Origin of the sequence: Enterococcus sp. AZ071, from assembly GCF_050499065.1 — a bacterium.
Taxonomy (GTDB): Bacteria; Bacillota; Bacilli; order Lactobacillales; family Enterococcaceae; genus Enterococcus_A; species Enterococcus_A ferrettii.
Genome location: NZ_JBIPAS010000001.1, coordinates 3,184,523 through 3,205,220 on the forward strand (window position 1 = coordinate 3,184,523; position 20,698 = coordinate 3,205,220).

18 protein-coding genes and 1 pseudogene are annotated in these 20,698 nt (G+C 39.5%); 16 read left to right on the plus strand and 3 right to left on the minus strand.

Features of this window, described 5'->3' with window-relative positions; genetic code table 11:
• Window positions 1-65: 65 nt before the first annotated feature.
• From IGI49_RS15675 to IGI49_RS15720, 10 genes and pseudogenes are all read left to right on the plus strand, one after another.
• On the plus strand, window positions 66-1,004 hold the full coding sequence (locus IGI49_RS15675) for a DNA-directed RNA polymerase subunit alpha (RefSeq protein ID WP_207702469.1): 939 nt from the start codon (window positions 66-68) through the stop codon (window positions 1,002-1,004).
• 27 nt (window positions 1,005-1,031) lie between these two features.
• Entirely contained in the window at window positions 1,032-1,415 is a 384-nt protein-coding gene (gene rplQ / locus IGI49_RS15680) for a 50S ribosomal protein L17 (protein ID WP_207702470.1), read from the plus strand.
• A gap of 262 nt (window positions 1,416-1,677) precedes the next feature.
• Window positions 1,678-2,514 (plus strand): energy-coupling factor ABC transporter ATP-binding protein, encoded by an 837-nt coding sequence (locus tag IGI49_RS15685; RefSeq protein WP_429962432.1) that lies wholly within the window; start codon window positions 1,678-1,680, stop codon window positions 2,512-2,514.
• A complete protein-coding gene (locus IGI49_RS15690) occupies window positions 2,490-3,359 on the plus strand; it encodes an energy-coupling factor ABC transporter ATP-binding protein (RefSeq protein WP_429962433.1) in 870 nt (289 codons plus the stop codon). The genes IGI49_RS15685 and IGI49_RS15690 overlap by 25 nt, the downstream gene beginning before the upstream one ends.
• Window positions 3,349-4,146 carry an energy-coupling factor transporter transmembrane component T family protein gene (locus IGI49_RS15695; RefSeq protein ID WP_429962434.1) on the plus strand — a complete coding sequence of 266 codons (798 nt, stop codon included), beginning with the start codon at window positions 3,349-3,351 and terminating at the stop codon, window positions 4,144-4,146. Before IGI49_RS15690 ends, IGI49_RS15695 begins: the two co-directional genes overlap by 11 nt.
• Before the next feature lie 50 nt (window positions 4,147-4,196).
• Window positions 4,197-4,952 (plus strand): tRNA pseudouridine(38-40) synthase TruA, encoded by a 756-nt coding sequence (truA, locus tag IGI49_RS15700; RefSeq protein ID WP_207702474.1) that lies wholly within the window; start codon window positions 4,197-4,199, stop codon window positions 4,950-4,952.
• 228 nt (window positions 4,953-5,180) lie between these two features.
• Window positions 5,181-6,172: pseudogene (locus IGI49_RS15705) on the plus strand (hypothetical protein).
• Between the two features lie 199 nt (window positions 6,173-6,371).
• Window positions 6,372-7,709 (plus strand): electron transport complex subunit RsxC, encoded by a 1,338-nt coding sequence (rsxC, locus tag IGI49_RS15710; protein WP_429962435.1) that lies wholly within the window; start codon window positions 6,372-6,374, stop codon window positions 7,707-7,709.
• 2 nt (window positions 7,710-7,711) lie between these two features.
• On the plus strand, window positions 7,712-8,776 hold the full coding sequence (locus tag IGI49_RS15715; protein ID WP_429962436.1) for an RnfABCDGE type electron transport complex subunit D: 1,065 nt from the start codon (window positions 7,712-7,714) through the stop codon (window positions 8,774-8,776).
• Between the two features lie 45 nt (window positions 8,777-8,821).
• Window positions 8,822-9,403: a hypothetical protein gene (locus IGI49_RS15720; protein WP_429962437.1), complete on the plus strand. Its 582-nt coding sequence runs from the start codon at window positions 8,822-8,824 to the stop codon at window positions 9,401-9,403.
• Window positions 9,404-9,455: 52 nt separating this feature from the next.
• On the opposite strand, the gene IGI49_RS15725 is transcribed toward IGI49_RS15720, so the two are convergent.
• Both IGI49_RS15725 and rpmB read right to left on the minus strand, forming a co-directional pair.
• Window positions 9,456-12,083 (minus strand): YfhO family protein, encoded by a 2,628-nt coding sequence (locus tag IGI49_RS15725; protein ID WP_429962438.1) that lies wholly within the window; start codon window positions 12,081-12,083, stop codon window positions 9,456-9,458.
• A gap of 214 nt (window positions 12,084-12,297) precedes the next feature.
• The gene (rpmB, locus tag IGI49_RS15730) at window positions 12,298-12,486 is read right to left on the minus strand and encodes a 50S ribosomal protein L28 (protein ID WP_010756473.1); all 189 of its coding nucleotides are present in this window, start codon (window positions 12,484-12,486) and stop codon (window positions 12,298-12,300) included.
• Between the two features lie 279 nt (window positions 12,487-12,765).
• On the opposite strand from rpmB, the gene IGI49_RS15735 reads away from it, so the two are divergent.
• The 6 genes from IGI49_RS15735 (at window position 12,766) to IGI49_RS15760 (ending at window position 19,364) form a co-directional block, all read left to right on the plus strand.
• A complete protein-coding gene (locus tag IGI49_RS15735; protein WP_207702480.1) occupies window positions 12,766-13,128 on the plus strand; it encodes an Asp23/Gls24 family envelope stress response protein in 363 nt (120 codons plus the stop codon).
• A 27-nt stretch (window positions 13,129-13,155) separates the two neighbouring features.
• Window positions 13,156-14,838, plus strand: a complete 1,683-nt coding sequence (locus IGI49_RS15740; protein WP_429962439.1) for a DAK2 domain-containing protein — start codon at window positions 13,156-13,158, stop codon at window positions 14,836-14,838.
• Between the two features lie 70 nt (window positions 14,839-14,908).
• Entirely contained in the window at window positions 14,909-16,942 is a 2,034-nt protein-coding gene (gene recG / locus IGI49_RS15745) for an ATP-dependent DNA helicase RecG (protein ID WP_429962440.1), read from the plus strand.
• Window positions 16,943-16,982: 40 nt separating this feature from the next.
• On the plus strand, window positions 16,983-17,978 hold the full coding sequence (gene plsX, locus IGI49_RS15750) for a phosphate acyltransferase PlsX (RefSeq protein WP_207702483.1): 996 nt from the start codon (window positions 16,983-16,985) through the stop codon (window positions 17,976-17,978).
• 122 nt (window positions 17,979-18,100) lie between these two features.
• On the plus strand, window positions 18,101-18,343 hold the full coding sequence (gene acpP / locus IGI49_RS15755; protein ID WP_207702484.1) for an acyl carrier protein: 243 nt from the start codon (window positions 18,101-18,103) through the stop codon (window positions 18,341-18,343).
• A 52-nt stretch (window positions 18,344-18,395) separates the two neighbouring features.
• Window positions 18,396-19,364, plus strand: a complete 969-nt coding sequence (locus IGI49_RS15760; RefSeq protein ID WP_429962441.1) for a dipeptidase — start codon at window positions 18,396-18,398, stop codon at window positions 19,362-19,364.
• A gap of 79 nt (window positions 19,365-19,443) precedes the next feature.
• Here IGI49_RS15760 and IGI49_RS15765 read toward each other — a convergent pair whose 3' ends face one another.
• Window positions 19,444-20,505 (minus strand): LPXTG cell wall anchor domain-containing protein, encoded by a 1,062-nt coding sequence (locus IGI49_RS15765; protein ID WP_429962442.1) that lies wholly within the window; start codon window positions 20,503-20,505, stop codon window positions 19,444-19,446.
• Window positions 20,506-20,698 lie beyond the last annotated feature (193 nt).

Genomic DNA, 20,698 nt, shown 5'->3' on the forward strand with positions numbered 1-20,698 from the left:
TATGAGTTTTACAGGAACGTCATTGAACAAGACACTTTTCGTTTTGAAAGGGGTAAATGATAAGAATGATTGAATTCGAAAAACCAAGAATCACAAAAATTGATGAAGACAGAGATTATGGCAAGTTCGTTGTTGAGCCTCTAGAAAGAGGTTATGGAACTACTTTAGGTAATTCTCTACGTCGTATTCTACTTTCTTCTTTACCTGGTGCTGCTATTACCAATATTCAAATTGATGGCGTGTTGCATGAGTTCTCAACTGTCAAAGGCGTAAGAGAAGATGTTGTACAAATCATCTTGAATATTAAAGGTTTGGCATTAAAATTGTTCACCGAAGAAGAAAAAACCCTTGAGATCGATATTACTGGACCAGCAACTGTTACTGCCGGCGATATTATTGTTGACAGCGACGTTGAAATCTTAAACAAAGACTTGTACATTTGTACGGTTTCAGAAGGTGCAACATTCCACGCGCGCCTAACAGTAAGACCTGGTCGAGGCTATGTTCAAGCAGACGAAAACAAAAAAGAAGATATGCCAATTGGTGTACTTCCTGTCGATTCTATCTACACTCCAGTACGTAAAGTTAACTACCAAGTTGAAAATACACGTGTTGGTCGTAGAGATGATTTTGATAAATTAACGATGGAAATTTGGACAGACGGTTCAATCATTGCGCAAGAAGCATTAAGCTTAGCTGCTAAGATTTTAACTGAACATTTGGATATCTTTGTAAATCTAACAGATGAAGCGAAAAACGCTGAAATCATGGTAGAAAAAGAAGAGACTCAAAAAGAAAAAATGTTGGAAATGACCATCGAAGAACTAGATTTGTCTGTACGTTCATACAACTGTTTGAAACGTGCTGGAATCAATACGGTTCAAGAATTAACGAATAAGTCTGAACCTGAAATGATCAAGGTTCGTAATTTAGGACGTAAATCACTTGAAGAAGTGAAAGCTAAATTACACGATTTAGGTCTTGGTCTACGTAAAGACGATTAATATTGTTGACAAAGGAGGGAAACCTACGTGAGTTACCGTAAATTAGGACGCACATCTAGCCAACGTAAAGCGATGTTGCGTGACTTAACAACTGACTTAATTATCAACGAACGTATCGTGACGACTGAAGCTCGTGCGAAAGAAATTCGTTCAACAACTGAAAAGATGATTACTTTAGGAAAACGCGGGGATCTTCATGCACGTCGTCAAGCTGCAAGCTTTGTACGTAATGAAGTAGCCGGTGTTCGCGAAGAAAACGAAGAAATTGTTACTGAATCTGCTTTGCAAAAACTATTCAATGACATTGCTCCTCGTTATGCAGAACGTCAAGGAGGATACACTCGTATCTTAAAGACTGAACCTCGTCGCGGCGACAACGCCCCTATGGTTGTTATAGAACTTGTTAAATAATCACTCTTCACTTTATAGATGATTCTTTTAGAGTGTTATGATGTTGGAGTATATCTCCGAGTCTAGCTCAGCGCTGCTTCCCAGTTTGGTCTGGGAAGCATGCTCTCATCATAAAGTGTTTTTTTGTACCCTGATTTCCTGTCAAGACATCAAGGTATCAAAAAGCATTTTAAGTAGAACAGATTGAAAAAAGACAACTTTTTTGCTAGTCTTAGTACAGGTTTTTCCGAGAACGAAATACAAGTAAATGAAGGGTGCTGTCATGGATCCAATTATTGAAATTAACCAGATTGAATTTAGTTATCAAGAAGATACACCACCAGCGTTAACAGATATCTCTTTTTCTATAAATAAAGGTGAATGGATTGCCATTGTCGGTCATAATGGTTCTGGTAAATCAACATTGGCTAAAACGATTAATGGCTTGCAGATGCCGCAAAAAGGTAGTGTAACCGTTGGAGGTATGACACTTTCAGAGGAAACCGTTTGGGATATACGTCGGATGGTTGGAATGGTTTTTCAAAATCCTGATAACCAATTTGTTGGAGCAACGGTTGAAGATGATGTGGCTTTTGGTTTAGAGAACCAAGGGATCGAGCGTAGTGAAATGCAGAATCGAGTATCTAATGCCTTGGAACAAGTAAAAATGTCCTCTTTTGCCACTAGAGAACCAGCTCGCTTATCTGGTGGGCAAAAACAACGGGTTGCGATTGCGGGTGTGGTGGCTCTACGTCCAGATATTATCATTTTGGATGAGGCTACTAGCATGCTGGATCCTGAGGGTCGTGAGGACGTAATTTCAACTATTCAGCAGATTAAAGAAGAAAATGATTTGACCGTTATTTCGATCACTCATGACATTGATGAAGCCGCGAGTGCTAACCGTATTTTAGTTATGCGGGAAGGCAGGTTGTACCAAGAGGGGACACCAGAAGAGATTTTTTCTGCAGGACCTGAGTTGGTTGCTTTGGGACTTGATTTGCCTTTCCCAGAAAAGCTGAAGATGGCATTAAAAGCTCGAGGTGTTAATGTCCCAACAACATATCTAGATGAAGAAGGGATGATGAACTGGTTATGGACATCCGTTTTGAAAAAGTAAGTTATGTTTATCAACCGAATACTCCCTTTGAACAACGAGCACTTTTTGATATTGATTTAGCAGTCGAGGAGGGCTCTTACACCGCGTTAGTTGGTCATACTGGAAGTGGTAAATCAACGCTTTTGCAGCATCTGAATGCTTTGTTGAAGCCTACAGCAGGTCAGGTGAAGATTGGAGATCGTCTGATCAAACCAGATACTGATAATAAGAATTTGAAACCCGTGCGCAAGAAGGTTGGAATTGTTTTTCAGTTTCCTGAAGCACAGCTATTTGAAGAAACAGTTGCTAAAGATATTGCTTTTGGTCCTCAAAATTTTGGTATTAGTGAAGAAGAAGCGTTAAGGCTAGCTGCAGAAATGATTAATCTGGTCGGACTAGACGAGAGTTATTTAGAACGATCACCTTTTGAATTATCTGGTGGTCAGATGCGTCGAGTTGCGATTGCTGGAGTATTAGCAATGCAGCCAGAAGTTTTAGTGTTAGATGAGCCAACAGCGGGGTTAGATCCTGCGGGACGCAAAGAGATGATGGATATCTTTTGGCGGTTGCATAAGGAACGAAACATGACAATCGTTCTGGTGACTCATTTAATGGATGATGTGGCTAATTTTGCTAATTTTATGTATGTTTTAGAAAAAGGTCAAGTAGTGAAAAGTGGAACACCACAAATAGTTTTTCAAAATGTTGAATGGTTAAAGGAAAAACAGCTAGGTGTACCTGCTGCAAGTACCTTCGCTGAGAAGATGCAGGAGAAAGGTGCGAAATTTGCACAGCTTCCTTTAACTGAATCTGAGTTGGCTGATTGGATTATTCACGAGGCAGGAGGTACTGTCCATGATGAATAAGCTGATATTCGGCCGCTTCATTCCTGGAGATTCAATTATTCACCGTCTGGATCCACGAGCGAAACTGGTTGCTAGCTTTTATTTTATTGGAATTATCTTTTTAGCGAATAATTGGCAAAGCTATTTGTTTCTAGCGATTTTTACCTTGGGGGCGGTTATGCTGTCCAAGGTTGACTTGCGTTTTTTCATTCGTGGGGTTCGACCATTGATTTGGTTAATTATGTTTACTGTTATACTGCAGATGCTTTTTACACGTGGAGGAACGTTGTATTGGTCTTGGGGGATTTTTAGTCTTTCAGAATATGGAATTCAAAATGGTTTGTTTATTTTTTGCCGTTTCATTCTGATAATCTTTATGTCAACCTTACTAACATTGACAACACCACCATTATCGATGTCAGATGCGATAGAATCGCTTTTAGGGCCTTTTCGAGTGGTGCACGTTCCAGTTCATGAGATTGCATTAATGCTTTCTATTGCGCTTAGATTCGTTCCTACACTGATGGACGAAACTGAGAAGATTATGAATGCTCAGCGTGCGCGAGGAGTGGATTTTGGTGAAGGCAATTTGATTCAAAAAGTGAAAGCAGTTGTTCCTCTGCTAATTCCATTGTTTGTCAGCAGCTTCAATCGTGCGGAAGATTTGGCTACAGCGATGGAGGCCCGAGGCTATCGAGGCGGTGAAGGCCGAAGCAAGTACCGTGTCCTGAAGTGGTCTGGTTGCGATACAGCGGTTATTGTTGTTTTCGCAGTAATTACTGTAGGATTAATCTTTTTACGAAGCTAAGCTTGGAGCGATCCAAGCTTTTTTAAATGATAATTATTAGGAGAATAAGAATGGTTAGATATAAGGCAGTTATTGCTTACGATGGGACCAACTTTCATGGATTTCAGCGGCAGCCGAATGGACGAACGGTTCAAGAAGAAATTGAAAATACGCTCCAGAAAATGAATAATGGACAGCCAATCATGATTTTTGGATCGGGCCGTACTGATGCAGGAGTCCATGCAATAGGTCAGGTGATTCACTTTGACTTTCCCCAGGAACGACCTGAGGAGCGTATGCGTTTTGGTTTGGATACTCAGACACCGGATGATATTGCCGTTCGTTCAATTGAAATTGTATCTGAGGAGTTTCATGCTCGTTATGATGTACAAGAAAAAACGTATCAATTCAAAGTTCAAATTCAGAAACCTCGTAGCCCTTTTCTACGTTTCTACGCTGCTTATTATCCGTATCCTTTAGACTTGGATAAAATTCAGCAAGCTTTACCAGATTTGCTGGGAACTCATGATTTTACTTCCTTTTGTGCAACAGGTAGTTCGATTGAAGATAAGGTGCGGACGATTTATCAGGCAGATATGGAGGTAAACGCTGATCGTAGTGAGATTACTTTCATTTTTCGGGGGAATGGTTTTTTATACAAAATGATTCGTATTCTTGTTGGAACGCTGCTAAAAATCGGTAATGGTCGTTTAGCGGCTGACAGCCTCCCTGAAATAATTGCTCAAAAAGATCGAAATGCTGCGGGACCTACTGCTCATCCAGAGGGACTGTATTTAGCAGAAGTGAAATATAAAAAAACAAAATAGTAGGATTATTCGTAATTTAGGATCAATAGTATTGATAGTCTATTGATCTTTTTTTTGCGCATTTTTTGTATATTTTTGTCAATAAATATGCTTAAAGTCGTATTATTTGATAAAAAAATCCAAATATTGTTAAACTGATTATATATTGAAATAACATGAGCAGGAATTGTTATGAACAGAGGGCTTAGAAGATATTGACAGTCTGATGCAAGAGAAGCTGGTTTCAATATTTCGTAGGGATCGATTTTTGCAGGAGTAGTAACATTCTTTGCACTTCTATTTACTTTTTCTTTATCGGTTCTGCAATTGGATTCGGTGTGGTTGAGCCAACTTCCAGCAATCCCTTAAAGGGTGTTGGAACGAGTGTGATTATTTGGACAGTAGTGACTATGGTTTTATCTTTCTTTGGCGGCGGTTTTGTTGCCGGAATTGCAGCAAGAAGAGTAGGTATCTTGCATGGCTTTTTAACTTGGGCTTACTAGTGTGTTTGCGTTGATTGCAATTTTATCATATGTGACAATTGGCGCCTTTTCAGCAGTGGGTTCTTTATTTGGAAATGTGACATCAGCAATTGGTGAGGGAGTAGAAACTGTTGCCTCTGGTACTGGTGAAGCTATTTCTAAAGGCTTTGAGGAAGTCTCTGATAATATTAGCTCGGTTGATACCCAAAATCTTCAAAATGAAGTATCTCAAGTATTACAAGATACAGATATTCCAGAGCTTTAGCCAAATTATTTAAGAGATCAATTATCTGAAGCAACCGATGAAATTACGGAAGCTAGTAAACAGATTGTTACGGATCCAAATGATTCCGAACAAGTTATTAATAATCTGTCAAATAGGTTAGAGGATCGTTCAAAAATAATCGGCGACTCAGTAAATGAACAAGCTATTGCTAATGCTGTAGAATCTAATACTGATTTAAACCAGCAGCAAGCACAAGAAGCTACCCGGAATATTGTTGATGGATTGCGCACAGCATCTAGTCAAGCACAATCTCAAATTAGAAATGCCCGAGATTCATTAGACCAAGCGCAAAGTGAATTGGATGACGCAATTAGAGAAGCTCGTCAAACTGCTGAGGAAGCAGCACAAGCAACCTCGCAAGCATCTATCTGAGCTTTTGCTGCACAATGATAGCGGGATTAGTTTTAACTTTTGCAGCGGGATATTTAGGCGCTAATCTAGTAAAAGATCCAGTTGTTGAAGACAAGATGTAAAAAAGCTTTAATAAAAATGATGAAAAGGAAAAAGCATGCACGTAATCCAAAAAGGTTAAAAAATACTCTTGGAGTTCTATAGACTGAGGGGAGCAGGTAAAGGATACGGCGCTTTAGATCCTATGGGGAAAAGGCGTAGAACAATAATCTAACGCCTTTTTTTCTTGGCTTAAAGAGAAAAGGTCAAGGAAGGAACACAATGAGAAGAACAGCACCAGGGAAGTTTAGCGGGGGATTTAGTTTTGCTCCATCAACGGAAAAGTTTAAAGAAAAGTGGAAGGTTAAACAAAGCGAAGTTGTCACTTTCGTCCCTGAACGGGTATATATTCCAACTCAACAGCATATTGGTGCGCCACCAGAATTGGTAGTTGACGTAGGCGACCGTGTGAAGGCAGGAGATTTGATTGCAAGGGCAGGAGATTTTGTCAGTGCGAATACCCATGCAACCATAGCTGGAACAGTTATAGATCTTTTGGACTGGCCAGATAATTCAGGCAATAAAGTTCCAACCATTGTGATAAAGAAAGAAGAAAATGAAGTAACTGAGGGAAGTAAGCAAGCAGAGTCTTTTGAGGCATTGGCTAAGGAGACATTAATCGACCGGGTGTCTGCTGCTGGCGTGGTAGGGATGGGGGGAGCAACTTTTCCTACCCATGTTAAGTTGACCGTTGATGATGCGGAGGTAGAAACCATTGTGTTGAATGGAGCAGAATGCGAACCTTTCTTAGAGGCAGATAATCTATTAATGCAGGTGGAAAGCAGAAAAGTATTAACTGGTGCCCGAATTGCTAGAAAAATCTTAGGTGCTAAAAAAATAATTATCGCTGTCGAAGATGACAAGCCAGAAGCAATTCAAAAAATGCGAGAAGTTACAGAGTCGTTTACAGATGTTTCTATTGAGGCTGTTCCTACTAGTTATCCGCAAGGTGGTGAAAAGCAATTACTAGAAGGTTTGTTAGATGTTGAGGTAGATCTAGAGGGATTACCAGTAGATTCAGGTGTCTATTTAATGAATGTAGCTACATCTGCAGCAGTGGCAGATGCAGTAGAGCGGCAGGAACCATTAATTAATCGGCTTTGTACAGTGACGGGGGATGTCAAAAATAAGCAAACGGTGTCTTGTCCGATTGGAACTTTGACCGGGGATTTGATAGATTTTTGTGGGGGTTTTGAAGGGGATCCGCGAAAGATATTTGTTGGAGGACCGATGATGGGACAAGCGATTGATACTTTGGAAGTGCCAATTACTAAGTCAAGCAATGGTCTGGTGGTTATCAATACAGAGCATGCAATGTATTACGAGGAAAGTCCGTGTATTCGTTGCAATCTATGTGCTGAAGTATGTCCGATGCGGTTAGAACCACAAAACTTAGATCTTTATTATCGAGCGGGAGATTACAAACGTTGTCAGGATTTGATGGCGGATGCTTGTATTAATTGTGGTGCATGTACCTACGTTTGTCCGGCAAGACGCGATTTAGCAAAAAATATTACGGCAGCTGCAGGTAAAATCGAAGAATTGTTACAGGAGGCTTAAAAATGAAAAAAGATGCAAAACAGATGGATCATGTTTCTGGTAAAAGTGCTCAAGTTTTTGCTGAGGCACAAAAGAATTTCCCTCCGCCAGAAGCCAATCCTCATATTCGTGGAGATAATACGACTAGAAATATTATGATGTGGATGATTATTGCTTTAGTACCTTCAATGTTGGGAGCAGGTTATTATTTTGGCATTCGTGTTTGGGGGTTGTATTTAATTGCTATTGTCACTGCTCAACTTTGCAAAATTGTTTGGTTTAAATTATGTAACCGCGAATTGACTTGGGATCTGAGTGCAGTAGTTACAGCTATTTTATTAACTGTTAACATGCCACCATCAGCACCTTGGTATTTTCCGCTGATTGGTTCAGCTTTTGCTATTATTGTGGTAAAAGAATTTTTTGGTGGAATTGGTTTTAACTTTATTAATCCAGCACTAGGTGGACGTGCCTTTTTGGTGGCTCTGTTTTTTACTAAGATGTTTGAAATTAGCTGGCCGGCTCCTCCTTTTAGTCGAATTACACCGGATGTTGTTTCCAGTGCTACTCCGTTGGCTATATTAAATGAAGGAGGCAGTTTATCTGGTCAAGAACTTTTCAATACCTTCATTGGGAATATTGGTGGGCGCTTAGGTGAAACAAGTACTTTATTAATTTTGATTGGTGGAGCTATCTTGCTGTACAAGAAAATTATTCATTTGCGAATTCCATTGACTATGCTGGGGACGATTGCGGTAATCGCTTTTGTTTTTGATGGTCAAAATTTTTTCGCAGCGGATTTAACGACTGTTCTGGGTTATGTTTTTGGCGGCGGTGCCGTTTTTGGCGCTTTCTTTATGGCCACAGATTATGCCTCTACCCCATCTACTAGAGCAGGAGAATACTTCTTTGCTTTTTGTTGCGGCGTGTTAGTCATGTTATTTCGTTACTACGGAGTTACTGAAGAAGGAGTCAGCTATAGTATTTTAATCATGAATTGTTTAACGCCATTGATTGATTATCTTTTACGCAATCGTGTTTTGGGCGAAGAGGGGAATCAGTTATTAAATATTAAATGGAATCGATAGAGTGGCAGGTTAATTTTATAAAATTGAGTCCAGGGAGGGTGTAAAATGATGATAGCGAATCGGTTAGTATTTTTCGGATGTGTTTTATTTACCTGTTATTGTGCACAAAAATACAAGCAAAAAAGCGTGCCTGCTGAAAGACCTAGTTCAGTGGCTCGTGTAGCCTACGCAGGATTATTAAATTATGCGGCCTACTGCGTTGCAGGATTGTTATTTGTTTTGTTAGTTACTGAGGTTGGAATTCCAGGAACTGAAAGTGTAATGGAAGTTGTGTATGCAGGTGGGCTGGCTCTAATAGTCAGTGGAGTCACGTTATTTGCACCAAAAAGTAAAATGTTTTTGACCGTAGAGTTAAAAAAAATGATGGTTACAGTTGTTTTCTTGTTAAGCACAGCGACGTTTTCTCGAATAGATGCCGTTGATGTTGCTGATTTTATGTATCAAGTAATTATTTATGGTGCCATGTACTTTGTGTTTAGCTTGGCTTATATTGGGGCATTGGACCGAATGTCAATGGCGACAATCCCTGCTTTCTTAAAAGGGATTCCTATTGGTATGATTACGATGTTTTTGATGTATATGAGTTTTTCTTTCTTTAATGGTATTTTTTTTGGTTCTTTATTTTAAAGTGGAAATATAGAAAAGCGGTCGAAGGCAAAAATCCTTTGACCGCTTTTTATTATTCTTTTGGTAGTCCTGTATGAGCCCCTCTAGTGCGTTTGACTTTAGGCTTACGTTTCAGCCATTGCAAATAAAGAACAAATAGTAAAATTGAGATGATGAAAGAAGCAATCCCTGAAGCCAGACCTTTTGGCAGATAAGTAAAGGTTACCCTATGTTTACCTTTTTCAATCGGGATGCTGACAAAGGCATCTTCAAAAGCGGTAATTTTTACTTTTTTGCCATCTACTCTTGCTTGCCAGCCTTCGTCATAAGGAATGGTAGTAACTAATGTCTGGTCGGTATCAGCTTCTACTGTTCCAGTGGCACTGTGTTTACCAACAGTCATTTCCACTCCATTATTCTGAAGCTTGCGGCTGGCTAAATGATAAGCTACTGTATCTAAAGCCAAAACTTGTGGATTTTGGAAGCTGATGGATTTTGTACCATAAAAGCTGGCAGTAAAAGTTACGTAGGTTTCTGTCGGGTAGTACCCCAAATCATAATATTGTCCATTGATATTAATTTGGGTTTTCCGAGTTCGTCCGTTAACAGTTACGCTAGCACTTGAGCTTTCCAACTCACTAAAATCATAAGGGAATAAGCTAAAATAGGCCTGTGTATTAGCTGGCACTCGAACTTGCCAAGTAACCTGTTTTGCTACATTGCTTTCCTCTTCAGCGATAGTCATGATATTTCCAGTATTAGTCACAATAGCATTCTCTGTACCAACTTCTTGGATTGGCAGAAACTGGTAATATTGGTAGTTTTCATCGGCTAAAGCATTATATAACTGAGTTTGTGTACCTAAGTTATCATTAGGCAATGGCTTCAATTTAGTTACATCTTTAGGTGCTTTGAAAGCTAAAGGCAACTGGTACTCATTTTCATATAAATGATAGTCGTCCTTTTTGCTTACCTCGTTAAACCCATATTTAGCTAAATCATCGGTTTTAGCAATGTTGTACTTAATTCCAGTAAAGGAATCCATTAACAGCGTGTTATTAGGATAGCGAATATTCAAATTAGTTCCTCGCGAACGAAAACCAAGTTGGTCTAAGTAGCCAGATGAGTGGCGATTGCGAATAGATGAGAACATGCTGATGCCACTATACCCATAGTTAAAAGCATCATTCGAAGAAACTGGATCAAGATTTTCTAAGCGATAAAAGCTGTCATTTTCTTCTTGTGTCTGATTAACCAATGTCTTGATGCTTGGATAGGGATCTGTGTACAGACTACGGGACGCGTAATTCCAATCATTGAGGATACCATGAACCATGGAATCTGCATTAACAAAGGCTTCTGTTCCCATCAGTAACAAGAATAAAACTGCTAGAATCTTCACAGGTATTTTATTAAGATAATATCCAGTAACTAAAAGTGCATACACAGCCAGAAAAGCTAACGATAGATAGAAGGAATGATTGGCAATGTAACTATAATCATTTCCCTTCATGCCCCAAAAAATCGAAAAGATAGCGATTATCATTAACAAAATAGCAACTAGCTGTATACTGTTTTCCCGTGTAAGCTTTTCCCAGCCCCAAGCACCTAAGGTAATAATCAAAAAGGACAGTAGGTAAGCATAACGGAATAAGAACATATTTGGTGCATGCATCCCGTGCCAAAACAGATTCATAGGAACGATATAAAAGCTGGCAATCAAAAGTGCGCCAATTGAACCGTAAAGAATTTTTTGTTTCCAATGGATCCGTTTCGAAACAAAGTAGAACAAGCAAAGTGCTAGCGGAAACAGACCAATATAAATAAATGGAATTGACCCATATTTAGTTGTATCATAAACGCCGACCATATTCTTAGCGACGAAATCCCACCAACCAGTTGCTTCAGTTTTAAATTGGGTTATTTTCGTTAGTTCTTCCCCATTCGTTCTTAGATCCACCACAGCTGGTAAAATCATAATCATAGAGGCAAAACCGGCCAACAACGAAGTGATTCCATAAGGCAAAAGACTTTTCTTATATCGTTTCCAATCGGTGAACAGACGAGCCGCAAAATATAGTACGGAAAAAATACCGATCATAAAGCCTATATAAAAGCTGGTCAAAAACAACATTAAATAGGAAAGAAAAAGAACAGTTGGCTTTCGTTTATCCATTACCCGATTAATTCCTAAAATCACCAATGGCAGATAAACAAAGGCGTCCAGCCACATAATAATTTCTGAATGAGCAGTAGTAAAAGACATCAAAGCATAGCTGACACTTAGTGCAACTTTTGACCAATCGGGTAGACGAAAGCTCTCTTTAGCATAAAACCAAAAGGCCAGACCGGCTGAACCAATTTTCAGCAAGGTGATTACATATAAGGCATCTGGCATATACTGATTGGGAAAGAAAATCACCAGTGGCGTAAATATACCGCCTAGATAATAAGAAACTAATGAAAGGTAATTTAAACCCATTGAGGCGTTCCAAGTGTAAAGCAAACCCTGTTTGCCCAAGAGCATATTTCTAAAGCTAGCATGAAAATTTGAAAATTGCGAAAAGGCATCACTAGCCAATACACTGCGGCTGGAGCCAGGATAAATTCCGACAGTTAAATAAGCAATAATCATTAATAGTAAAGGAATACCAAAGCTGGCTAATAGGTACCAGCGATTTTCACGAAGATATTTTTTCAACAAAATCACCAAATTTCTAACATAGGTAGTACTCAAAGTTTACCATACATGAAAACAGATGCAGAAGAAGATCACCCGAAAGAAGTGTTAAAAATTTATGAAGAAAAAAGCAAGCCGCAAGAAGCTTCTATATAAAGACAGCTTTTTGCGGCTTGCTTAACAAAATAAAAAACCGTTCAGTCGAACGGTTTGGTTGTGTTCGATTAATTTGAAATTAAACGCGCTCAACTTTTCCAGATTTCAAAGCACGAGTTGACACCCAAACTTTTTTAGGTTTGCCGTCGATCATTACGCGAACTTTTTGTAAATTAGGTTTTACAGTACGTTTTGTAGCATTCATAGCGTGTGAACGGTTGTTGCCGCTGCTTGTTTTACGACCAGTGAAATAGCAAACTTTTGCCATGTTTTGTTTCCTCCTTTTGCCTTGATATTGGAGCGCTTCGTAGGCTCATACTAAAATAATTTAGCACAAAAGAAATAAAATAGCAAGCATATTTTCTAAGAAAGATTGACAAGACGGCTTTTTGCAGGTAAATTAGACAATGTTAGCTCAAACAGGTAAAAGTTGCAAGTACAGATGAAGGGCTTTTAGTCGAACTTCCTTTTATTTGCATGGGGGCTATGATAGAATATTATAGTAGAAAAAGTGGGCGATTAGGCCTATTTAAGGAGGCTAACAACAATGGCTGTGAAGATTAATACCCAAACAGGCATGATTGAGATTTCAAACGAAGTCATCGCAACAGTAGTAGGCGGTGCAGTAACCGACGTTTTTGGAATTGTCGGTATGGCAAGCAAAAAACAAATCAAAGACAATATTACTGAAATTTTACGTAAAGAAAACTATTCCCGCGGAGTTGTCGTGCGTCAAGAAGAAAATGGTATCGCGGTTGATGTGTATACAATCGTCAGCTATGGAACAAAAATTTCTGAAGTGTCTCGCAACGTACAAGAAAAAGTAAAATACAATCTTGAAACGTTACTAGGTGTCAAAGCCAACTCAGTGAATGTATTTGTCCAAGGTGTACGTGTACTGCCAGACTAGGCAGTGTTCTTAAGGAGGATTATCTAAGTGAAGGTAACAGAAATCAGCGCGAGCCAATTCCAAGAAATGGTAGAGGCTGGCGCTAAGCGTCTGCAAGCTAATGCAGAGTATGTCAACTCATTAAATGTCTTTCCAGTTCCCGATGGCGATACTGGAACCAATATGAATTTATCTATGACTAGCGGAGCGACTGCGGTAGTTAATTCCCCTTCGGAAAAGGTTGGCGAATTAGCTAACGTATTAGCCAAGGGATTATTAATGGGAGCTCGCGGCAATTCAGGGGTTATTTTGTCGCAATTATTCCGTGGTTTTTCTAAAGAAATTCCTGATGTCGTAACTTTAAATGCCCAAGACTTGGCAAAAGCACTGGTTCACGGTGTGGAAACAGCATATAAAGCTGTTATGAAGCCGGTTGAAGGAACCATTTTAACCGTAGCTCGTGAAGCAGCAAAAGCCGGCGATCGTAAGGCGAAACAAACCGATGACGTAATTGAAGTATTAGAGGCTGTTGTGAAGTACGGCAAGCGCGCATTGGATAAAACACCAGAGATGCTGCCGGTTCTTAAGGAAGTTGGCGTAGTAGACAGCGGCGGTCAAGGTCTGCTGTTTATCTATGAAGGATTTTTAAGTGCTTTAAACGGCGAATATTTCTCTGATGAGAGTTATGAACCAAGTCCTGCTGAGATGGATGAAATGGTGAATGCTGAACATCATCGCAGTGTTCAAGGACATATGGCAACTGAGGATATTAAATTCGGTTACTGTACCGAAATTATGGTTCAATTAGGCCAAGGCCCAACGGTAGACAGCGAATTTGATTATGATACTTTCCGTAATTATCTAGACGGAATTGGAGATTCTTTATTGGTCGTAAACGATGATGAAATTGTCAAAGTTCACGTACATACAGAACATCCCGGCGAAGTAATGAATTATGGTCAAAAATTTGGTTCTTTAGTAAAAATCAAAGTTGACAATATGCGTGTACAGCATGAGAATATTCTGGAACACGACGAACAGGTAGCAGAGTTCGAAGGAACAACGCCTGAACGCAAACCTTATGCAGTGATTGCTATTTCTGCTGGCGAAGGTGTTAAAAATCTATTTGAGAGTTTAGGTGTGTCTTACGTGATCAGTGGTGGACAAACAATGAACCCAAGTACTGAGGACATTTTAAAAGCTGTTAAAGAAGTCAATGCAGATCAAGTAATTGTTCTACCAAATAATAAAAATATTTTTATGGCCGCGGACCAAGCAGCAGAAGTTGCTGATATTCCTGTAGCCGTAGTACCAAGCAAGACCATTTCTCAAGGAATGACCGCAATGCTGGCCTTCAATGAAGAACAAAGCTTAGAAGATAATAAAAAAGCAATGACCGATATTCTTGATTCCGTAATCAGCGGACAAATCACTAATGCGATTCGTGATACATCTATTGATGGTGTAGAAATCCATGAAGGTGATTACCTGGGGATGATTGATGGTAAAATTGTTCTGTCAGAGCCTGATTTGTACCAAACGACCTTGGACACCTTAAAACAGATGATTACTGCTGACATTGAGATCATTACGATCATCTATGGTGAAGAAGGAACCAAAGTACAAGCACAACAATTAGCAGAAGCGATCGAAGCTATGGATGACGATTTAGAAGTTGAAATTCATGAAGGAAATCAACCGGTCTATCCTTATTTGCTTTCAGCTGAATAAACAAAAGAGGCCGGGATTTCCCGGTCTCTTTTTCTCTTACAACCAATTGCTTTATGAAAGGAGGAATTGCATGACTTTGCAGGAAAGTGTCAGTGTTTTACCTGGAGTGGGGCCGAAGCGGGCACAAAATCTGGCGGAGCTGGGAATTCTTACGATTGAAGACCTACTGAGCTATTATCCTTTTCGTTATGAAGATATCCAAGAAAAGAATTTATTAGAGATTAATGATCAAGAAAAAGTTACGCTAAAGGGAGTTGTAGTTTCTGCCCCAGTGCTGAACCGTTTTGGGTACAAAAAGAGCCGGCTTCAATTTCGAATGATGCAGGATCATGCCGTTTTTACGGTTTCCTTTTTCAATCAGCCTTATTTAAAAGATAAAGCTGAAGTTGGTGAAGAAATAGCCGTATACGGCAAATGGGATGCTAGACGTAAATCATTGACAGGAATGAAAATTCTCGGGGGTAAACAAACGGAAGACTTTGCACCTATTTATCATGTATCAAAATCGGTACGGCAAAGTACATTGATTGAACTAATTAAGGTAGCCTTCGAAAAATATGGAGCCGAAGTTCCGGAAAACCTGCCGGTCTATTTATTAGAAAAATATCGTTTAATTTCCCGCAAAAAAGCAATGTATGCGATGCATTTTCCCAGAAATCCAGAAGAAAGTCATCAAGCCAAACGCCGAGTAGTTTTTGAAGAATTTTTCTTATTCCAAATGCGGATGCAGGGATTGAAAAATAGTGAACGCAGTGAAAAAAATGGGATTGCAATTCGTTATGATGTGCAGCGTTTGAAACAATTCACCCAAAGTTTGCCCTTTGAATTAACTGATGCTCAAAAAAGGGTTACTAACGAGATTTGTTATGATCTGCGCAGTAAAAATCACATGCAGCGTTTACTACAAGGCGATGTAGGGAGTGGGAAAACAGTTGTCGCAGCAATTGCATTGTATGCGGCGATGACTGCCGGATTTCAAGGAGCTTTGATGGTGCCGACAGAAATATTGGCTCAGCAGCATTTGGAAAGTTTAACTCAGTTATTTGATCCATTGGAAGTGAGCATTGCTCTACTGACGGGTTCCACTAAAACTCGTGAGCGTAAGGTGATCTTAGAAGCTCTTGCTAATGGAGAAATTGATGTAATTGTAGGAACTCATGCGTTAATCCAGGACAATGTTCAATTCGCTCATCTAGGTTTGGTCATTACTGATGAACAGCATCGATTTGGAGTCAATCAGCGAAAGGTATTACGGGAAAAAGGGCTTCATCCTGATGTTCTATTTATGACAGCAACACCAATTCCGCGGACGTTAGCTATCACAGCTTATGGTGAAATGGATGTTTCCATCATTGATCAGATGCCGGCCGGGCGGATTCCGGTGAAGACGAGCTGGATAAAACCCAAACAGTTGGATCCTACATTGGATTGGGCACGGCAGGAGCTGCAGCAGGGGCACCAGATTTATGTTATTTGTCCATTGATTGAAGAATCGGAAGCTTTAGATGTGCAAAATGCGACAGAAATTTATGAACAGCTTAAAGATTTCTATGCCCCTGATTATCAGGTCAGCTTGCTGCATGGAAAAATGAAAAATGTTGAAAAAGAAGCCATTATGGAAGAATTTAAAGATAATCAAAGTCAAATTCTAGTTTCTACAACCGTAATTGAGGTTGGAGTAAATGTACCAAATGCGACGGTAATGTTTATTATGGATGCTGAACGCTTTGGCTTAGCTCAATTGCATCAGTTACGCGGTCGAGTAGGACGAGGGTCAGAAGCTTCTTATTGTATTCTAGTAGCTAGTCCGAAAAATGAACTAGGAAAAGAACGAATGAAAATTATGACAGAAACTAATAATGGGTTCGTCTTGAGTGAAAAAGATCTAGAATTACGCGGCCCCGGGGAAGTGTTTGGGTTCCGACAGTCAGGTCTGCCTCAATTTGTTATTGCGGATTTGGTGAATGATGCCAATGTACTGGAGGTAGCAAGACAAGAAGCCGCTGCTATCTGGAACGTAGAGAAATGGCAGCAGCAGCCAGAATATTCACCGTTGGATCAAGTAATTCAACCCACTAGCGCGCATGAAACTTATTTTGATTAGTGTGCTATACTAAAATAAAAATTAAAGGAGTGACGCTCAAATGAAAATCGCAGTTGATGCGATGGGTGGCGACTTTGCTCCACAAGCCATTGTGGAAGGTGTTATGCTGGCAAAGAAAAATCATCCAGAGATTGAGTTTCAATTATATGGAAAAGAAGACGAAATCCGTCAATACGTAACGGATGAAACGAATATTACTATTATTCATACCGATGAAAAAATCAATAGTGACGATGAACCAGTAAAGGCTATTCGCCGCAAGAAAACAGCTTCAATGGTATTAGCAGCACAAGCGGTTAAAGACGGCAAAGCTGATGCAATTTTTTCAGCTGGGAATACAGGAGCACTATTAGCAGCAGGATTGTTTGTAGTCGGACGAATCAAAAATATTGAACGACCAGGTTTGATGTCCACTATGCCAGTTTTAGCTAGTGATCAAGGCTTTGATATGCTGGACCTTGGTGCCAACGCTGAAAATAAACCAGAACATTTGCATCAGTATGCCATCTTAGGGTCTTTTTATGCAAAGCATGTTCGCGGTATTCAAAACCCACGAGTTGGACTTTTGAATAATGGAACGGAAGAAACTAAGGGCAGCGAGCTGACTAAGCAGGCTTACCAGTTGCTTGAGGCGGAAGAAAGTATCAACTTTATCGGCAATATTGAAGCACGTGAATTATTAACTGGTGCAGCTGATGTAGTCGTAACGGATGGTTTCACTGGGAATGCTGTTTTGAAAACTATTGAAGGTACAGCGATGGGGTTAATGCAATTAATTAAAGGAAGCATCAATGAGGCTGGAACCAAAGGCAAACTGGGCGCACTGCTGCTAAAAGATACATTGTACGGTCTGAAGGACAAATTAGATTATTCCTCCCATGGTGGAGCCGTTCTATTTGGTCTAAAAGCGCCAGTCATTAAAACGCATGGATCGACAGGTCCTGAAGCGGTTTCTCATACGATTACACAGATTCATACGATGCTAAAAACCGACGTTGTTGGTCAATTGGTCCAGTTCTTTGAACAAGAGCAATAAGTGGTCTGTCAGGGGAATTTGCCGAAAAAGGTAGACAAACCCTTGAAACAAAAGTAAAATGTACATTGACCTTCTGGTATTTGAATAGGAAATAAATGTTAATCGTATGGAGGTGAATGTTGTTGACGCGTGAGGAAGTATTCGGCAAAGTAGCTGAGATTATCTCAAATCATTTTGAATTAGACAAAGACAAAGTAACATCTGAGTTAAGCATCAAGGATGATTTAAATGCAGATTCAATCAGTATTATGGAATTTGTTCTGGAATTAGAGGATGAATTTGGTACAGAAATTTCTGATGAAGATGCAGAAAGAATCGAAACCGTTGGTGCTGCAGTTGACTACATTATGGAAAATCAAGGATAAGAGTAAAGACGCAGAATCGCAGGATTTTGCGTTTTTTCGTTGAGGAGGAAAAATGAGAGCGATTGATATGCACTGTGATACGATCATGAAAATCTATCAGGCAACAGGTACTGAACTAAGAGAAAACAATTTTCAAATTGATTTATTTCGGATGAAGGAGAGTCCAACCGTTCTGCAAAACTTTGCAATGTTTATTCCTTTGGACGAGGTAGATGATCCCTATCAGGTCTGTCGCGAAATGATAGCCTGCTATCATACCGAAATGGGGAAAAATACTGACTTGATTCGACCAATTACCACGATGGCTGAGTATGAAGAAAATCAGGCAGCAGGGCGTTTAAGTGCACTTCTGACGATGGAAGAGGGGGCGCCGCTAGCTGGCCGTTTAGATCGGCTGGAGGAGTTCTATGATTTGGGCGTACGTATGTTGACCTTAACCTGGAATTTTGAGAATGAAATTGGGTTTCCGAATGCACTTTATTGGAATGACGCGTTACAAACATTGGATACCAAACAAAAGGGATTAACAGAAATCGGAATAAAAATTGTCCAACGTATGGAAGAACTGGGAATGATCATTGATGTATCTCATGGTTCAGATCAATTAGTACGGGATGTTTTAATGTATACTAAACGCCCCTTTGTAGCTAGCCACTCTAATGCTCGATCAGTTTGTAATCATCCCCGTAATTTATCAGATGAACTGATTCGTGGAATTGGTGATCGGGGTGGAGTAATTGGTATGAATTATTACGAAGCTTTTATTCGTCCGTCAAACAGTCAGCAATCGCTTATCGAAGGCCTAATGCATCATATTCAACATTTCACTCAAATTGGCGGCATAGAATGTGTGGGTCTTGGATCAGATTTCGATGGGATTGAAGAGCATCCGGAGTTATCGGATATTCGGTCAATTGAAAAAATCGAGCAGGCTTTACGAGAAGCAGGATTCTCTGCTAGTGAGCGTGAGAAAATCTTTTATCAAAACGTGGAACGTTTATACCATGAGTTTTTATCATAAGAGAAGATCGTTCGCAACTTGTGAACGATCTTTTTTAGGTTTATCCAACTACTAGTCCTGTTTAGGTTGAATAAAAAAATTAATGACGGGGACGAATTTTTCGTAGCCAGATATAGGCTACAGCCCCAATGATCACTAAGCCGATAACAATCATCCAAGTTGTTTTTTGTTCACCAGTTTTTGGCAACAGCTTTTGAATGACAGTTTGAGTTTCAGAAGAGGAAGGTGTTGTAGCTCCATTATTAACGGTGTTTCCAGCTGATTCTGATGTGCTGGTACTTGTATGATCACTTTGGTCAGTTGAAGTAGCTGGCAATCCTTTTTCAGCATAATTAGAGATTAGGGCAATAACTCCTGGCCATAAGCTGCCTTGTTCTTCAATAATTTTTTGCTGGAAAGGTGCAATTTGCTTTAAGATAGCAATTAGTTCATCATTTGTCAGATCCCGAATTCCCCAAAAGCTACTGTTAGCAGGGTACATTACTTTTAAGTAAGCTTGCAATTGATCGATATCTGAAATCATATCAAGGCTGCTTTTATAATTGTTGGGATTAAAAGCTAAGGCCTTAGCCGCTTCATCATAAGAAATTGTTTTATCCTGGTATAACGCTCTTAACAACCGAGCAAAGCTACTAGCATCCATACCAACGGTGTCGTAGTTATAACGCTCAAATAAGGTTTGAGCATCCAATAATTGCTGATCAGTGTAGCCATCAATTTCTTCTTTAGATAGTAAGTTTCCACCAATTTCGTATAGAGCTTCACGCCATTGTTGAGCGCTAATATTGGCTGATTGTTCTTTAGTTGCTTTAATCCCTGAATCCTTTTCAATACCCTTGATGACTTCTTTTTGGATATCTTCAGCCTTTTTTCCAGAAACCTTTTCAACAGAAGATTGGTTTTGTTCTTCAGTAGCAGGTACGATTGGTTCCTGCTCTGTTGCAGAGCCGCTTGTTCCTGTATTTTTTGAATCATTAGTGAGCTCAGTTGATGTTGTTGTTTGGCTGCTGTCCTCTGTAGATATAACCGTTTCTTCTTGAGCCGCTAAAACTGCTCCATTTCCATTTACTTCAGTTGATTCAGCGTTAACAGTCATAGGAAAAGCCAACACACACGCACCTAACAATAACCATTTTTTCAAAGTAACCACTCCTTAATGTTTTTGTAATGATATTGTAACATAAGTAATTTTATTGTAAATAGAAACTTTGTAGTTTTTTGAAAAAAATTTGGGACTACTTATTCGCAGCAGAAAAATTTCTTCGTTTTTCAAGTTTTTCTTACTATTATCACTTCTCATTTAAAAATTTACCAAAAAACAGTATAATAGATCG

What these genes read in the sequence shown, in the direction of transcription:
- plsX (WP_207702483.1), top strand. Translation starts at nt 16,983, where the DNA reads ATGAAAATCGCAGTTGATGCGATGGGTGGCGACTTTGCTCCACAAGCC.
- IGI49_RS15735 (WP_207702480.1), top strand. Translation starts at nt 12,766, where the DNA reads ATGGCTGTGAAGATTAATACCCAAACAGGCATGATTGAGATTTCAAAC.
- rpmB (WP_010756473.1), bottom strand. Translation starts at nt 12,486, where the DNA reads ATGGCAAAAGTTTGCTATTTCACTGGTCGTAAAACAAGCAGCGGCAAC.
- IGI49_RS15675 (WP_207702469.1), top strand. Translation starts at nt 66, where the DNA reads ATGATTGAATTCGAAAAACCAAGAATCACAAAAATTGATGAAGACAGA.
- IGI49_RS15690 (WP_429962433.1), top strand. Translation starts at nt 2,490, where the DNA reads ATGGACATCCGTTTTGAAAAAGTAAGTTATGTTTATCAACCGAATACT.
- IGI49_RS15715 (WP_429962436.1), top strand. Translation starts at nt 7,712, where the DNA reads ATGAAAAAAGATGCAAAACAGATGGATCATGTTTCTGGTAAAAGTGCT.
- rsxC (WP_429962435.1), top strand. Translation starts at nt 6,372, where the DNA reads ATGAGAAGAACAGCACCAGGGAAGTTTAGCGGGGGATTTAGTTTTGCT.
- truA (WP_207702474.1), top strand. Translation starts at nt 4,197, where the DNA reads ATGGTTAGATATAAGGCAGTTATTGCTTACGATGGGACCAACTTTCAT.
- IGI49_RS15685 (WP_429962432.1), top strand. Translation starts at nt 1,678, where the DNA reads ATGGATCCAATTATTGAAATTAACCAGATTGAATTTAGTTATCAAGAA.
- IGI49_RS15695 (WP_429962434.1), top strand. Translation starts at nt 3,349, where the DNA reads ATGATGAATAAGCTGATATTCGGCCGCTTCATTCCTGGAGATTCAATT.
- IGI49_RS15720 (WP_429962437.1), top strand. Translation starts at nt 8,822, where the DNA reads ATGATGATAGCGAATCGGTTAGTATTTTTCGGATGTGTTTTATTTACC.
- recG (WP_429962440.1), top strand. Translation starts at nt 14,909, where the DNA reads ATGACTTTGCAGGAAAGTGTCAGTGTTTTACCTGGAGTGGGGCCGAAG.
- IGI49_RS15760 (WP_429962441.1), top strand. Translation starts at nt 18,396, where the DNA reads ATGAGAGCGATTGATATGCACTGTGATACGATCATGAAAATCTATCAG.